The 14,767-nt window shown below is 63.8% G+C and carries 14 protein-coding genes; 8 read left to right on the forward strand and 6 right to left on the reverse strand.

What is annotated here, in order from left to right; all coding sequences use genetic code 11:
• Positions 1 to 19: 19 nt before the first annotated feature.
• The gene (hisI, locus tag NJ75_RS02465; RefSeq protein WP_039331484.1) at positions 20 to 355 is read right to left on the reverse strand and encodes a phosphoribosyl-AMP cyclohydrolase; all 336 of its coding nucleotides are present in this window, start codon (positions 353 to 355) and stop codon (positions 20 to 22) included.
• A 446-nt stretch (positions 356 to 801) separates the two neighbouring features.
• A complete protein-coding gene (locus tag NJ75_RS02470; protein WP_039331174.1) occupies positions 802 to 1,593 on the reverse strand; it encodes a ComF family protein in 792 nt (263 codons plus the stop codon).
• A gap of 122 nt (positions 1,594 to 1,715) precedes the next feature.
• Here NJ75_RS02470 and NJ75_RS02475 point away from each other — a divergent pair, with 122 nt between their 5' ends.
• Entirely contained in the window at positions 1,716 to 2,447 is a 732-nt protein-coding gene (locus NJ75_RS02475; RefSeq protein ID WP_407668271.1) for a class I SAM-dependent methyltransferase, read from the forward strand.
• Between the two features lie 69 nt (positions 2,448 to 2,516).
• Here the strand turns inward: NJ75_RS02475 and ppdK are convergent, their stop codons facing one another.
• From ppdK to NJ75_RS02490, 3 genes are all read right to left on the reverse strand, one after another.
• Entirely contained in the window at positions 2,517 to 5,180 is a 2,664-nt protein-coding gene (ppdK, locus tag NJ75_RS02480) for a pyruvate, phosphate dikinase (RefSeq protein ID WP_039331178.1), read from the reverse strand.
• Between the two features lie 64 nt (positions 5,181 to 5,244).
• Complete coding sequence (glyS, locus tag NJ75_RS02485) at positions 5,245 to 7,404, reverse strand: glycine--tRNA ligase subunit beta (protein ID WP_039331179.1); 2,160 nt, start codon at positions 7,402 to 7,404, stop codon at positions 5,245 to 5,247.
• Complete coding sequence (locus NJ75_RS02490) at positions 7,401 to 8,306, reverse strand: glycine--tRNA ligase subunit alpha (protein ID WP_039331485.1); 906 nt, start codon at positions 8,304 to 8,306, stop codon at positions 7,401 to 7,403. Before NJ75_RS02490 ends, glyS begins: the two co-directional genes overlap by 4 nt.
• Positions 8,307 to 8,447: 141 nt before the next feature.
• On the opposite strand from NJ75_RS02490, the gene NJ75_RS02495 reads away from it, so the two are divergent.
• The 7 genes from NJ75_RS02495 (at position 8,448) to NJ75_RS02525 (ending at position 13,143) form a co-directional block, all read left to right on the forward strand.
• Positions 8,448 to 8,651: a helix-turn-helix transcriptional regulator gene (locus tag NJ75_RS02495; protein WP_039331181.1), complete on the forward strand. Its 204-nt coding sequence runs from the start codon at positions 8,448 to 8,450 to the stop codon at positions 8,649 to 8,651.
• The gene (locus NJ75_RS02500) at positions 8,629 to 9,288 is read left to right on the forward strand and encodes a hypothetical protein (RefSeq protein WP_156135683.1); all 660 of its coding nucleotides are present in this window, start codon (positions 8,629 to 8,631) and stop codon (positions 9,286 to 9,288) included. Before NJ75_RS02495 ends, NJ75_RS02500 begins: the two co-directional genes overlap by 23 nt.
• A gap of 60 nt (positions 9,289 to 9,348) precedes the next feature.
• Positions 9,349 to 10,266 carry a TraB/GumN family protein gene (locus NJ75_RS02505; protein WP_039331486.1) on the forward strand — a complete coding sequence of 306 codons (918 nt, stop codon included), beginning with the start codon at positions 9,349 to 9,351 and terminating at the stop codon, positions 10,264 to 10,266.
• Positions 10,263 to 11,180, forward strand: a complete 918-nt coding sequence (locus tag NJ75_RS02510; RefSeq protein WP_052241873.1) for a TraB/GumN family protein — start codon at positions 10,263 to 10,265, stop codon at positions 11,178 to 11,180. Before NJ75_RS02505 ends, NJ75_RS02510 begins: the two co-directional genes overlap by 4 nt.
• A 121-nt stretch (positions 11,181 to 11,301) precedes the next feature.
• Positions 11,302 to 11,907, forward strand: coding sequence for a 50S ribosomal protein L25/general stress protein Ctc (locus NJ75_RS02515; RefSeq protein ID WP_039331184.1), 606 nt, complete (start codon positions 11,302 to 11,304; stop codon positions 11,905 to 11,907).
• 131 nt (positions 11,908 to 12,038) lie between these two features.
• Positions 12,039 to 12,608 (forward strand): aminoacyl-tRNA hydrolase, encoded by a 570-nt coding sequence (gene pth / locus NJ75_RS02520; RefSeq protein ID WP_039331488.1) that lies wholly within the window; start codon positions 12,039 to 12,041, stop codon positions 12,606 to 12,608.
• A 154-nt stretch (positions 12,609 to 12,762) separates the two neighbouring features.
• On the forward strand, positions 12,763 to 13,143 hold the full coding sequence (locus tag NJ75_RS02525; protein WP_039331185.1) for a PEP-CTERM sorting domain-containing protein: 381 nt from the start codon (positions 12,763 to 12,765) through the stop codon (positions 13,141 to 13,143).
• A 13-nt stretch (positions 13,144 to 13,156) separates the two neighbouring features.
• Here the strand turns inward: NJ75_RS02525 and NJ75_RS02530 are convergent, their stop codons facing one another.
• Positions 13,157 to 14,671, reverse strand: a complete 1,515-nt coding sequence (locus NJ75_RS02530; protein ID WP_039331187.1) for a tetratricopeptide repeat protein — start codon at positions 14,669 to 14,671, stop codon at positions 13,157 to 13,159.
• Between the last annotated feature and the right edge of the window lie 96 nt (positions 14,672 to 14,767).

Consider the following 14,767-nt stretch of genomic DNA (forward strand, 5'->3'; position numbering starts at 1 on the left):
ACTAACCTTTACGTAAGCGTCAATCGACGATGCGTTGCAACGAGCCTTCCGGAGTAATGCGACGATAGAAGCAGGTCGGCGCCAGCGTGTGACACGCTGGACCTGCCGGTTCGACCCGAAGTTCCAGCGCGTCCTGATCGCAATCCACCCTGATCTCGACGATCTTTAGCACGTGGCCTGAGCTTTCACCCTTCATCCACAGCTTGCCGCGCGAACGTGAGAAGAAGTGCGCAAAGCCGGTCTCGAGCGTCCGCTCCAGCGCCTCGCTATTCATGTGCGCCAGCATCAGTAGAGCCCCGCTCGCATGATCGACGGCGACAGCGGTGAGCAGGCCGTTCGAATCGAATTTCGGCATGAGTTGGTTGCCCTGCTCGCGCAGCCCGGCATCGCATGAAGATGACAAAGTGGGGGTTGCCTTCCTGAAGGTCACTGTGTGTGGCGGTTTTGTTGCACGATAACCACACAATGCTGCAAAAGCCATGGCCGCAGAACAATCTGCTTCCGTCCAAAGCATGAATGGGTGATGAAGACGCAGCGGTTTGAGGGAACCGTCAACTGAACCGCCAGCCCGCAACCGGGCGGCAGTGGACGTAGCGCCAATGTTCAGGGACACTTGATGAGGGGCCGGTTGGCTGCCTCGCAGCAGGCCCAAAGGGGCCGCGCGAAGCGAGACCGGATGGTGAGGGTAAAAGCGGGACGGTCAGGGGGCCGTCGGTATCGCGGTCAACGCGGACGCCGCAAGATTTTCGTCACGAGGGCGCCCGGAACTTCGGTTCCGGGCGTTTCCTTTTGTCGACGGCATCAGCCCTGCACATCCGGCTCCGGGAGAGCGCGCAGACCATCAAGGGCTTCGTCGAGAACCCGCGAAAAGCAGGCAATCTTCACCTCGGCCACCTTGGCCTTGCGCAGTGCCACCATGCAGGCATCCGTCGTCGCGCCGCTGGTCATCACGTCATCGACCAGCAAGACGCGCGCTCCTGACAAGCGCGAAGCGAGGCGCGGATTGGGCTGGATCGCACCGGTAAGCGCGCGAGCTCGAGCCTTGCGGTTCAGACCGCCAAGTGACGGCGTCGCCCGCGGGCGAAGCAGTCCATCAACCATGAGTCGCTGGCCGGTCAATCTCGCAAGTTCCCGCGCCAGAAGAGCCGACTGGTTGAATCCGCGCCGCATCAGCCGCCAGCGGTGGAGCGGCACCGGCACAACAAGCCATTCTCCTTCAAGTCCGGCGAGCCTTGGCAGAATCATCCGGGCCATCATCGGCACAAGCCCGATTCGCCGTCCATGCTTGAGAGCCAGCACCAGCGCGCGGGACGGCTCGTTATAGAGCGTCGCAGCGGAGATACCGGTGTGCCTGGGTGGCTCTGCCATGCACGGCGCGCAGAGCAGGTCGGCCTCTGCCCCGTGCTGTTCCCCCATCGGGCGTTGACAGAGCTTGCAGCAAGTGCCCGACGGGACGACGATCTTGCCCCAGCAGCCCAGGCAAAGCCCACCATGCGCCGCCACGGGACTGCCACACAGCGGGCAGCGGGGCGGGAACACGAAGTCGACGATCGGCGTCAACACGGCGGAGAACTGCGCAGCAGACAAAGGCATTGCCGCATCGTCGCACGAATGCCCCTCTTGGCAAGACCGGCGGACACGGGCACTGCCCGGAAATGGCCAGTACTCCCCCCGTTATTTTTGCTCGAAATCGGCGGAATGCCGTCCGCCGCCGCATGGCGCATCTGCAAACGCCTCCGGACGCGCCGCGCTATATCGTCGATGACATGGTCGAGGACGTGATCGAGCGCCTGTCCTTCCTCCGCCACGAACCACGGCGGGCTCTGGTCATCGGTGACTGGACCGACGCGATTGGTGCGGCTTTGGCGGCCTCGGGCGCCACTGTTGACCGCCGCGATCCTGCATTGGGAGACGTGCTGGTCGACGAAGAGGCGCCCTACCCTGCCCCTGCCGGGTACGACTTCATCGCCAGCCTCGGCACACTCGATACCGCCAATGATCTGCCCGGCGCGCTGGTGCACCTGCGCCGCGCTCTGGCCGATGGTGGGTTGATGATTGCGTGTTTCCTCGGGGCGGGGTCGCTACCGGCGTTGCGCGCGATCATGCTCGAAGCCGATGGTGACCGCCCTTCCCCGCGCATCCATCCTCAAGTCGACGTGCGCGCTGGCGGGCAGCTGTTGCAGCGGGCCGGTTTCGCCGACCCGGTGATCGACAGCCATCACGTCGACGTACGGTTCAGCTCGTTCGCCGGGATGATCGCTGACTTGCGTGGACAAGGTCTTAGCAACTGCCTTGCCCGACCCGGCGCACCGTTGGGGAAAGCCGCGCTGGCCCGCGCACATGCAGCTTTCGACGCTCGCCGGGATTCCGACGGCAAGGTTAACGAAAGGTTCGAGATTCTGACGCTCAGCGGCTGGGCGAAGGCCCTGCGCCCGCCCAAGTTCTGAGCCGCCCACAAGGCAAGTTCGACGCACCAACGTGGAGTGTTTCCCCGGGGAAACACTCCAGATAGGTTATCAGCCCAAAGCCGCCTGGGCCGCCGCGAGCCGTGCAATCGGCACGCGATAGGGGCTTGCCGAGACGTAATCGAGGCCGGTCTTCTCGCAGAACGCGATGGAAGCCGGATCGCCACCATGCTCGCCACAGATACCGAGCTTGATGTCCGGGCGCGTCTTGCGGCCACGTTCTGCTGCCAATTCGACGAGTTGGCCGACGCCTTCAATGTCGAGACTCACGAACGGATCGCGCGGGTAGATGCCCTGGTCGACGTAGGGGTTTAGGAACCGCGCTGCGTCATCACGGCTGACGCCGAGCGTGGTCTGGGTGAGATCGTTGGTACCGAACGAGAAGAACTTGGCTTCCTCGGCAATCTCGCCTGCCATCAGTGCGGCGCGCGGCAGCTCGATCATGGTGCCGACCATGTATTCCAGCGTCCGCCCCTTCTCGGTGAAAACCGAGAGCGCGACCCGGTCGATCAGCGCACGCAGGATTTCGAGTTCCTTGCGCGTGGCGACCAGCGGGATCATCACTTCGGGAATCGGTGCATCGCCGCTCTTCTCGGCAACGTCGCAGGCCGCCTCGAAGATAGCGCGGGCCTGCATCTCGTAGATTTCCGGGAAGGTAATGCCGAGGCGGCAACCGCGGTGGCCCAGCATCGGATTGAATTCGTGGAGTTCGCCCGCCCGGCGCTTCAGGTGTTCGACGCCAAGCCCGGTGGCTTCGGCGAGTTCGGCGAACTCGGCATCGGCGTGGGGCAGGAATTCGTGCAGTGGCGGGTCGAGCAGGCGGATCGTGACAGGCAGGCCCGCCATGACCTCGAAGATCGACTGAAAGTCGCTGCGCTGTTCGGGCAGCAGCTTGGCAAGGGCAGCACGACGGCCCTTCTCGTCTTCGGCAAGGATCATCTGGCGCACGGCACTGATGCGGCCTGCTTCGAAGAACATGTGCTCGGTGCGGCACAGACCGATGCCTTCGGCCCCGAACTGGCGCGCGACCTGGCAATCGAGCGGCGTTTCGGCGTTGGTGCGCACCTTCATGCGGCGGTGCTTGTCGGCCCAGGTCATCAAGGTGCCGAAATCGCCAACGAGTTCCGGCTCCACCGTCGGCACGAGACCGGCCATGACATCGCCGTTCGAGCCATCGAGAGTGATGACATCGCCCTCCTTGATCTCGCGGTTGCCGATCTTCGCGGTGCGGCTGGCCATGTCGATCGACACGCCGGACGCGCCCGAGACGCAAGGGCGGCCCATGCCACGCGCGACGACGGCAGCGTGGCTGGTCATGCCGCCGCGAGCCGTGAGGATGCCCTTGGCAGCGTGCATGCCGTGGATGTCTTCGGGCGAAGTTTCGACGCGGACGAGGATCACGGCGTCACCACGCTCGGCGCGGGCTTGCGCGGTATCGGCGTCGAACACGACCGCGCCCGAAGCCGCGCCCGGTGATGCCGGCAGGCCCTTGGTCAGCACGTCGCGCTGCGCCTTGGGATCGAGCGTGGGGTGCAGAAGCTGATCGAGCGCCATCGGATCGATGCGCTTGATTGCGGTGGCTTCATCGATGAGGCCTTCAGCCACCATATCGACCGCCATCTTGAGGGCGGCCTTGGCGGTGCGCTTGCCGGAGCGGGTCTGCAGCATCCACAGCTTGCCCTGCTCTACGGTGAACTCGATGTCCTGCATGTCACGATAGTGCTTTTCGAGCAGCTCGAACACAGCGGCGAGTTCGGCATAGGCGCCGGGCATCGCCTCTTCCATCGACAGCGGCTTGGCACCTGCCCGTTCACGCGCGGCGAGCGTCAGGTACTGCGGAGTGCGGATGCCGGCGACGACGTCCTCGCCCTGGGCATTGACCAGCCATTCGCCGTAATAGGCCTTCTCGCCGGTCGCCGGGTCGCGGGTGAAAGCAACGCCGGTGGCCGAAGTATCGCCCATGTTGCCGAAGACCATTGCCTGCACGTTGACGGCGGTGCCCCAGTCATGCGGAATGTCGTTGAGCTTGCGGTAGACCTTGGCGCGGTCGGACTCCCAGCTGTCGAACACGGCGCCGATGGCGCCCCAGAGCTGTTCGTGCACGTCCTGCGGAAACGGGCGGCCGAGCAGGTCTTCAACGATAGCCTTGTATTCGCCGACGAGCGCCTGCCAGTGTTGAGCACCAAGCTCAACATCGTTGAAGAAGCCGTTGTCTTCCTTGACGATTTCCAGTGCGTCCTCGAAGCGGTGATGGTCGAGGCCAAGCACCACGTCGGAATACATCTGTATGAAACGGCGGTAGCTGTCCCAAGCGAAACGTGGATCGCCCGAACCGGCGGCGAGACCTTCAACGGTCTGGTCATTGAGGCCGAGGTTGAGGACGGTGTCCATCATGCCCGGCATCGAGACGCGCGCGCCCGAGCGGACCGAAACGAGCAGCGGGTTCGACGCATCGCCGAAGGTGCGGCCGGTGGCCTTCTCGATATGCGCAACGCCGTTGGCGACACCTGCTCGCAAGGCATCGTCAAAGGTCTTGCCGCTGGCGTTGTAGGCGGTGCACACTTCGGTGCTGATGGTGAAACCCGGGGGCACCGGCAGGCCGATCCCGGCCATTTCCGCAAGGTTCGCGCCCTTGCCGCCGACGATGGTCTTGTCCTTGGCCCGCGCGTCCGAAGACGATGCGCCGCCGCCGAAGTGGAATACGTATGCGCTCATGCCGCCAACGAGGCTCCCTGCGTAAGTCTGTTCTTGCCGGAACGGGCCCGGAGTCGGCCCGCTCTTAGCCTTCTATGCGCGAAAAGTCCGCAACTTTGTGCACTGCAGCACGGAAGCGGTCAAGCAAGGCCAAGCGACTGGAACGCTTGTTAGCGTCCGCCTCATTGACCGTAACCTGATCAAAGAAAGCATCGATTGGCGCGCGCAAGGACGCCAATGCCGCCATAGCCGCGGTGAAGTCCTCGGCCGCAATCGCGCCTGCCGCCTGCGGTTCTGCGGAATTGAGCGCATCGACCAGCGCCTGTTCGGCAGGTTCGCGGGTGTAGTTGCATTCGGGGTGCGAGAACTGCGCAGCGACGCCCTTGAGCGCGGGGTCGTCAACCAGCACAAGCGGGTCTTCCTCGCCGGTCGGCGGGACGACGCCCTCGCCTTCGGACCCGGCGTTGGGGTTGGTGGCGAAGCCTTCCTTCTTGAGGATGTTGGCCGCGCGCTTGTAGCCCGCGAGCAGGTTGGTGCCGTCCTCGGTGCCGACGAAGGACTGCAGCGCGTGGACGCGGGCGAGCAGACGGACGAGATCGTCCTCGCCGCCGAGGGCGAACACGGCGTCGATCAGGTCGTGGCGGACACCTGCTTCGCGTTGCTGGACTTTGAGCCGGTCGGCGAAGAAGGCGAGGAGGTCTTCAGACGAGTTTTCGACGGCGATGCCCTGATTGCGATAGAGCTGAGCGGCAGCGCGGAACAATTGACCAAGCGACAACCGCAGATGGTTCTCGGTGATCAAGCGGATTGTTCCAAGAGCCGCACGACGAAGCGCAAACGGATCCTTAGAGCCCGTAGGTTTGAGATCGGCACCGAAAAAGCCGACGAGCGCATCAACCTTGTCGATCAGAGCTACAAGGATCGACGCCCCGGCGGTTGGTACCGCATCGGCTTGGCCCACTGGCTTGTAATGATCTCTCACCGCGTCAGAGACGGCGGAAGGCAGTGCCTCCGCTTCGGCGTAGTATCCTCCCATGAGCCCCTGAAGCTCAGGAAACTCGCCGACCATCTCTGTCACGAGGTCAGCCTTGAGGATCGCGGCGGCCTGTTTGGCAGCCGGGACGCCCGCCTCCAACTGGCCCTGAAAATCGTTTACAAGCGAAATAAAGCGCTCGTGGCGTTGCGCCACCGTCCCCAGCTTCTCGTGGAACGTGATGCGCGAGAGCTTCTCGGCGTGGAGCGACAACGGCTTCTTCTTGTCCTGCTCCCAGAAGAAGCGGGCGTCGGACAGGCGGGCGGCGAGGACCTTGCGGTTGCCGTCGACGATGGCGGTGCCGCCGTCCTTGGCCTCGATATTGGCGGTGCAGACGAAGGCGTTAGCGAGCTTGCCAGCAGCGTCGCGGCAGATGAAGTACTTCTGGTTGACGCGCGCGGTGAGCTGGATGACTTCGGGCGGCACGTCGAGGAACGCCTCGTCGAAGCGGCCCAACAGCGGGACCGGCCATTCGGTGAGGCCGGCGTTCTCGATCACCAGACCTTCGTCCTCGACCAACACGAGACCGGCGGCCTCAGCTGCGGCCTTGGCCTTTTCGCGCACCATCGCCTCGCGCTCGACATGGTCGACGATGACGTGGCAGGCGCGCAGCTTTTCGGCGTAGTCACTCGCGCCACCAATGGTAATCTCGCCAGCGTGGTGGAAGCGGTGGCCAAGCGTCGCATAGCCCGACTTCACCCCGCCGATCTCGCACTCGACCAGATCCTCACCCAGGATGGCAACGATGCCGGAGAGCGGGCGCACCCAGCGCAAGCTTTCGGTGGAGAGCGAGGCTGCGCCCCAGCGCTGGCTCTTGGGCCAGGGGAAGGCGCGGATGATGGCGGGGATGGCATCGGCGAGCACGTCCCTGGTGGCGCGGCCGGGCTTTTCGGTGATGGCGAACCAGACGCCATCGCGCTCGGTCAACTGGTCACGGGTGAGGCCGGTCTTGCGCAGGAAGCCTTCGAGGGCCTGTTCGGGGGCGGAAGTCTTGGGGCCCTTGGTTTCCTCGGACACGGCCTCGGTTGCCAGCGGCAGGTCGCGGGCGATTAGGGCGAGACGGCGCGGGGTGGACCAGACGGTGATCTCGCCAGCCTTGAGGCCGGCAGCGTCAAGCTGCTTGCGGAACAGCTTTTCGAGATCGGCGCGGGCGCCTGCCTGCATGCGGGCCGGGATTTCTTCCGAGCGCAGTTCGAGGAGGAAATCGCTCACTTGCTCCACTCCGGATACTTGGCCGCCCACTGATCGGCGTTCTTTTCCATGTAGGCCTCGCAGGAACCACGCGCGAGATCGCGGACGCGGCCCATGTAGCTGGCGCGCTCCTGCACCGAGATCACGCCGCGTGCCTGCAGCAGGTTGAACAGGTGGCTAGCCTCGATCGCCTGCTCGTAGGCGGCGATGGGCACGCCGGCCTCGAGGCTGCGGAGGCATTCGGCCTCGGCACGGCGGAACCCTTCAAACAAGCTGTCGGTATCGGCGACCTCGAAGTTCCACTTCGACATCTGTTTCTCGTTCTCGAGAAACACCTCGCCATAGGTGACGCCGTGGCTGTTGAAGGCAAGGTCATAGACGTTGTCGACGCCCTGGATGTACATGGCGAGGCGCTCAAGCCCGTAGGTCAGCTCACCTGCGACGGGCTTGCAATCGAAGCCGCCCATCTGCTGGAAGTAGGTGAACTGGGTGACTTCCATGCCATCACACCAGACTTCCCAGCCGAGGCCCCAAGCGCCCAATGTGGGAGATTCCCAGTCGTCTTCCACGAAGCGGATATCGTGGACCAGCGGGTCGATGCCGATCTCGACGAGGCTCTGCAGGTAGAGTTCCTGCAGGTTTTCGGGGCTCGGCTTCAGGATAACTTGATACTGGTAATAGTGCTGCAGGCGATTGGGGTTCTCGCCATAGCGTCCGTCAGTCGGGCGGCGGCAGGGCTGCACGAAAGCGGCGTTCCACGGTTCCGGCCCAAGCGCGCGCAGTGTGGTGGCGGTGTGGAAGGTCCCTGCCCCCATCCGCATGTCATAAGGCTGGAGGATCAGGCAGCCCTGTTCGCTCCAGAAAGCATGAAGGCGCAGGATCATGTCCTGCAGGCTGAGGGGCGTTGTAGCAGTATCGGCCATGGTCGCGCGGCTTTGGCCGATGCGCCCGGCAAATTCAACCGGCAAGCGCGGTTTTCGCCACCATGTCAGGTATTCTTGACATAGTCAGAAAATCGCGACATATTGTCAGCATAACCTGACATATGGACAGGTCAGCATGACATGAACAACCGATTGAGAGTTTTGCGCGCCGAGCGACAGTGGAGCCAGGCCGATCTTGCCCTGAAACTCGACGTGTCCCGCCAAGCGGTGAACGCGATCGAGACGGGCAAGCACGATCCTTCGCTTCCCCTCGCCTTTCGCATCGCGCGCCTGTTCCAGCTTCGTATCGAGGAGATCTTCGATGATGGTTTCCAACATGACTGACGACCGGATCGACCAGCCCGCCATGAGCCTCGGCAAGCTTGCCTTGCACATGTTTGGCGCGACGATGGCGGCGGTGTTCTTCTCCGGCGCTGCGGCGGGCCTTATTGGTGCGCTTGGCAAGGAAGAACAGGTCAAGCCGATCGGATGGGTCATCATGGGCGTGTTTGCTGCCCTGACGCTCGCCGCATTATGGTTCGCATGGGTCAGCGCGCGCCGTTACTATCGCGAGAACGGTCCGCTTTCGCCCCGTGCCCGCCGCGCCACGATCAGCGCTGTGGTCGCAGGCGGACTCGGCCTCGTCATGGGGGCGTGGATGAGTATTGCCGGCGACGCACCGGGACAGCCGTTCGACGTGGCCAATGCCCCCCTTCCCGCAGGCGTTGCCGCCGCACTTATCGCGGTCATCGTGCTCGTCATCACACCCGTCACGTGGTTCTGGCATCGCAATATCGACGAGCACGAAGAGCAATCCTACCGTACCGGGGCCTTGGTCGGGCTCTACTTCTATAGCGCAATGGCGCCGATCTGGTGGCTGGGCCATCGCGGCGGGTTTCTGCCGGCAGTTGACGGCATGACGGTCTACCTTGCCACGATGGCGGTATGGGGCGTGGTCTGGTTCCGCCAGCGCCACCTCTGACGCCACCCCTTCAAACCTTCATTCCCCTGCAACCTGTTTGCGGGCACAAGGAGCCTGATGATGAAACGCGCCTATCGTACATTCGCCGCCACGGTTGCCCTGGCCGTCTTCGCCTTTGCCGGAGCAGTCCACGCCGAGGCGCCTGCTGCCAAGCCTGCTGCGGAGGCACCCGCGCCGAGGCAGTTGAAGCCTGCGCTGTGGAAGGTGGCGGACGCCGACACGACGATCTACCTGTTCGGCACGATCCATGCATTGCCAAAGGGTCTTGTCTGGCTTGACGGGCCAGTGGGACAGGCGCTCGACGGGTCAGCCGAACTCATTACCGAGATTCCGGAAGTGCCGGCGGCAGAGCAGCAGAAAACGGTGATGGCTGTCGGCCTGCTCAAGGGCGAGACGCTGCGTTCGCTGATGCCTGATGCAGATCGCGTAGCTTATGAGGCGCTGCTGGCGAAGCTCAAGATTCCGGCGGAGGCGTTCGATCCGCTCGAACCTTGGCTGGCCGGAATCACCTTGGGCGTCATGCCCTATGCCATGGCCGGATATGGGGCCGACAGCGGCGTGGAAGCAGTCCTGCGCAAGGCCGCTTTGGCCAAGGGCAAGAAGCTCGGCGCACTGGAGACGGTCGAATACCAGCTGGGCCTGTTCGACCAGTTGCCGCGCGAGGCGCAGCTCAAGTTCCTTGGTGAAGCGGTGCGGGATTTCGACAAGAGCTTTGCCATCATCGGCACGATGACTGATGAATGGGGTTCGGGCGATCCGGAAGGGCTCGGCAAGCTGATCAACGAGAACATGGACGATCCTGAACTGGCTGAGACGCTGCTTTACCAGCGCAACCGTAACTGGGCTTCGTGGATTGCCAGGCGGCTCGACCAGCCGGGTACGGTGTTCATCGCAGTGGGCGCAGGGCATCTGGCCGGCGTGCAGAGCGTGCAGGATATGCTCAAGGCCCAGGGTCTGACGGCGACGCGGGTGCAATGAAGCAGCTGACTCGCTTCCTGCCGCGCCTGTTGTGGGCCGTGGTCCCGGCATTGCTGCTGGGCATGGCCATGGCTTGGCTGGAGCGCGGGAAACCTGCGCCGCTGCCGGATACGCGCGTGGCGCTATGGCAAATCGAGGAGAGGACCGGGGCGGTGCGCGGCTACATGTTCGGCACCGTCCATGCCCTGCCGCCTGATACACAGTGGTTGCGGCCCGCCGTTGGTGAGGCTTTGGCGCAGGCAGACCGCCTGGTGCTGGAGATCGCCGAGCCGCTGAACCAGAAGGTGGCGGGGGAGGCGCTGGCGGAACTGGCCGGGACCGAGGGCCTGCCGCCGCCCTCGCAGCGGCTTGCGCCTGCCTATCGAGCCAAGCTGGCCGAGGTCTATCGCAAGCTCGGTCTTTCCGATGCGGACTTTGCCGATACCGAAAGCTGGGCAGTGGCGCTGCAGCTTGCGGCGATTGCCGGGCAGAAGGCGGGAGCCGATCCTGACAGCGGGGCAGAGCCTGCCCTGCGCAAGCTGGCAGTGGGCAAGCCGGTCGCGGGGTTCGAGACGATCCACAGCCAGTTCGGCGTGTTCGACGCCCTCCCTGCGCGCCAGCAACAGGTGCTGCTGCAGGAAGTGACGGTGGAGGCCGCAAGCGACAAGGATGAAGAGGCCGACATGGTCGCGCTCTGGCTCAAGGGCGACGACCTTGGCATTGCGCGCGAGGCGAACGAGGGGTTTCTGGCCGATCCTGGGCTGCATCAAGCGCTACTGACGGACCGGAACCGGGCTTGGGCGGATCAGCTGGACGCGATGCTGAAGCAGGGCGCAAAACCGTTCGTGGCCGTGGGCGCCGCGCATCTGGCAGGGTCCGACAGCCTGCAGCGCCTGATGATGGCGCGGGGGTGGACAATCAAGCGAGTGCCTTGAGAGCGCCCACTGATTTCTTGCATTTCCCGGCAAACCCGCTAAGGGCCGCCGCTTCCCTGTCATGGTCATCCCTGGAGGCGTGGCGGAGGAAGTGTTTGAACATAGCTGAAGGTACTGACACATGAGCGAGACGCTTACGCTGTCGGCCGAGACGCGCGATCGGGCAGGCAAGGGAGCCTCCCGTGCACTGCGTCGCGAAGGCCGCACCCCCGCCGTGATCTATGGCGGCAACGAAGAACCCATCGCGATCCACCTTGAAGAAAAGGCGCTGAACAAGGCGCTGGGCACCGGCCACTTCTTCAACTCGGTCGTCGAGCTCACTGTCGGTGGCCAGACCATCCGCACCCTGCCCAAGGACGTCGCCTTCCACCCGGTGACCGACCGTCCGCAGCACGCAGACTTCCTGCGCGTTTCGAAGGACTCGGTCGTCCACGTCGACGTGCCGGTGGCCTTCATCAACGAAGAGAAGTCGCCGGGCCTCAAGAAGGGCGGCATCCTCAACATCGTTCGTCACGAACTCGAACTGATCTGCCAGCCTGACGCGATCCCCGACGACATCATCGTCGACGTTGCCGGCTACGAAGTCGGCGATTCGATCCACATCAGCGCTGTCACCCTGCCCGCAGGCGTGAAGCCCGCGATCTCGGACCGCGACTTCACCATCGCGACGATCGTGGCCCCCTCCTCGCTGAAGAGCGAAGAAGGCGACACCACCAAGGAAGGCTGATAGCCCAACTTGGCCCTGCTCAGGCAGGCGCGCTTATAAGACACCCCTTCCGCGACGTGCGGGAGGGGTTCTTTTTTTGCACCGTGTTATCTGGCAAGGCGCAGGGCCTCGCAACCAAGGAATTTCCGCACATGCAACTCTGGGTCGGCCTCGGAAATCCCGGACCGCAATATGCGCTTCACAGGCACAACGTCGGCTTCATGGCACTCGACACGATTGCCGAGGTCCACAACTTCGGGCCAGTGCAGAAGAAGTTCCAAGGCTGGCTGCAGGAAGGCCGGATCGGCAATCAGAAGGTCCTGCTGCTCAAGCCTGCGACTTTCATGAACGAGAGTGGGCGTTCCGTCGGCGAAGCGATGCGCTTCTACAAGCTGGGCATGGATGTGCTGACAGTGTTCCACGATGAGCTCGATCTTGCGCCGTTCAAGGTCAAGGTGAAGCAAGGCGGCGGTACTGCCGGCCACAATGGCCTGCGCTCGATCGATCAGCATCTTGGGGCCGATTTCCGGCGAGTCAGGCTTGGCATAGGGCATCCGGGCCACAAGGATCGTGTCACGGGCCATGTCCTGGGCGCATTCGCCAAGGCAGAGCAGGACGACCTGATCGAAATGCTGGGCGCAGTCGCTTCCGAAGCGGGCTGGCTTGCTTCGAAAGATGACGTTCGTTTCATGAACGATGTTGCCTTGCGGCAGAATGGCTGACGTTCTGGAAACGAACGGGAAACACTATTCGTCGCCTTGCTTTACATCGCCCTTTGCGTCGGCGAAGGTTAACCACGTACCGCCCTGTAATTTCACAGTTGGCACCGGTTTTGCTTAGCCAGGGGCAGACTGAGATTAACCAATGGGGGTTAACATGAACATTCGCTCGATATTCCTCGCCATGGCAGCAACTGCGGGCCTGTCAGCCGCATCGCCCGCAAACGCAACCTGGTGGCTGACTCACAAGCACTACTGCAACTGCGGTCACAGCGGCGGTTCGTCGCTCTGCGGGGGTACGACGTCTTCAGGCGGCACCACCACCACTTCGGGCGGCACCACGACGACTTCGGGTGGCACCACCACCACTTCGGGCGGTACGACAACGACCTCGGGCGGGACCACAACGACGTCAGGGGGCACGACCACCACTTCGGGCGGCACGGCTGTGCCGGAGCCGGGCATGCTGGGCATGATGGCTCTCGGACTTCTCGGCATCGGCTTCGCCCGCTCACGCAAGACCAAGCCCCGCGCCTGACGCATTTCCGCTATCAGGCGCCGGGTTGCGTCTGATAGCGGGCCAAAGTGTTGCGAAACACCGCGTTCGTCGGTTCGGCCGAGCTCGCCTTGCGAAGAAGGGTGATTGCAGTCGGCAGGTCCGTTCCCGTCCGGGCGCGAACCAGACCGGCCATGTACAACGTATCAGGATCTTCGGGGCGCAGTGCGCGCGCCTTGTCGGCCGCCCTGATCGCCTCTTCGCCCTTCCCGGCATGGCTAAGCGCAAGCGCCAGTCGCTTGAGGACTTCCGGGTCATCTCCTGACTGCGCAAGTTGTGCATAGGCCTGAGCCGCAGCGCTCCAGTCTTCGCGTGCCAAGGCGGCCTGGCCTTCAGCTGCCAGTGATTGCGCCTGTCCTGCCTGTGCGGCACGCAGCCGCGCGCGCAACGGCGTTGCATCGGGCAGGCCCGCGGCGTCGGCCGCCTTTACCGCCAACTCGAGTTCCCGCGGGCCTGCCAACTGGCTGGCTGCAAGAGGGCGTACCGTGCCGAAAGCGGCAAGGGAGTCCCCGGTCGCCAGTTGCGCTTCTGCCAACATGATGCGCGCAAAAGGATTGTTCGGTGAGCGCGTGAGCGCCCTTTGGAACATCGCCCGTGCCTGTTCGGGATGTCCGGTCCGCAACATCGCCTCGGCATAACTGAGCCCATTGGCAGACAGGGGATCAAGATCGCGCTCCTGCCTGGCCAACAGCGATCGGACCTTGTCCCATTCGCCCTTCATCGACGCAAACTGCACCTGCAGATCCCGAACGCGCGGATCATCTGGCGCGACCGCTGCGGCCCGCGATGTCATTGCCAAGGCATCGTCAAGCTTGCCCTGGAGATCGAAGGCATTCGCCCTTGCCAGCCATGGGTCAGGCACGCGCGGGTACTTCGCGGCCATCTGCTCAAGTACTGCATGCGCTTCGGCGAACTGCCCCCGCCTCACTGCGATATCCGCGGCAATCAGCGCAGCGTCGAATTTTCCGGCCGGAAGTCGCGACAGGGCTTCAACCTGCCTTGATGCCGCATCGAGATCCTGCGCCGCTATGAGGAACCGCGCGTAGTCGCGAAGGAGGAGCGGATCGCCTCCTGATGCTGCGCCCCGCTGCAGAGCTGCGAAGGCACCCGCTGTGTCTCCCTTGGCGGACAGCGCGGCGGCCCTGACCCGCTCTGCAGCAGGCGAGGCATCCTGCCCCAGAAGTGCCAGCGCCTGGTCCGAGTTGCCCCGCGGGACGGCCGCCTCGGCACGGATCAACGCCAATTCGGCTTGTGATCCGCCCGAGCGTTCAAGCCGGGAAGCCGTGGCGGCTGCACCATCGCCATCGCCCAACCGGAGCTGCACCGCTGCAAGCATGCGAAGAATTGCCGGATCATCACCCGCGTCGGCCAGAGCTGCAGTGAGGTCGACCTTGGCCGCGCCCAATTCCATCCCGGCAATTTCACGCTCGGCGCGAGCAACACGCTCGGCGGCATCGTCACCACAACCTGTCAGGGCAAGAAGAAGGGCTAGTGCAAGACGGGATGTCATGGGCACTGGATGCCACGTACGCCTGAATCATTGGTGAAAGCGGAGCAACTTCGTCTGCGAGCATGTCGAGAAATCTTACGACCTCAACATTATTAA

This window comes from Novosphingobium subterraneum (genome assembly GCF_000807925.1).
Classification (GTDB): Bacteria; Pseudomonadota; Alphaproteobacteria; order Sphingomonadales; family Sphingomonadaceae; genus Novosphingobium; species Novosphingobium subterraneum.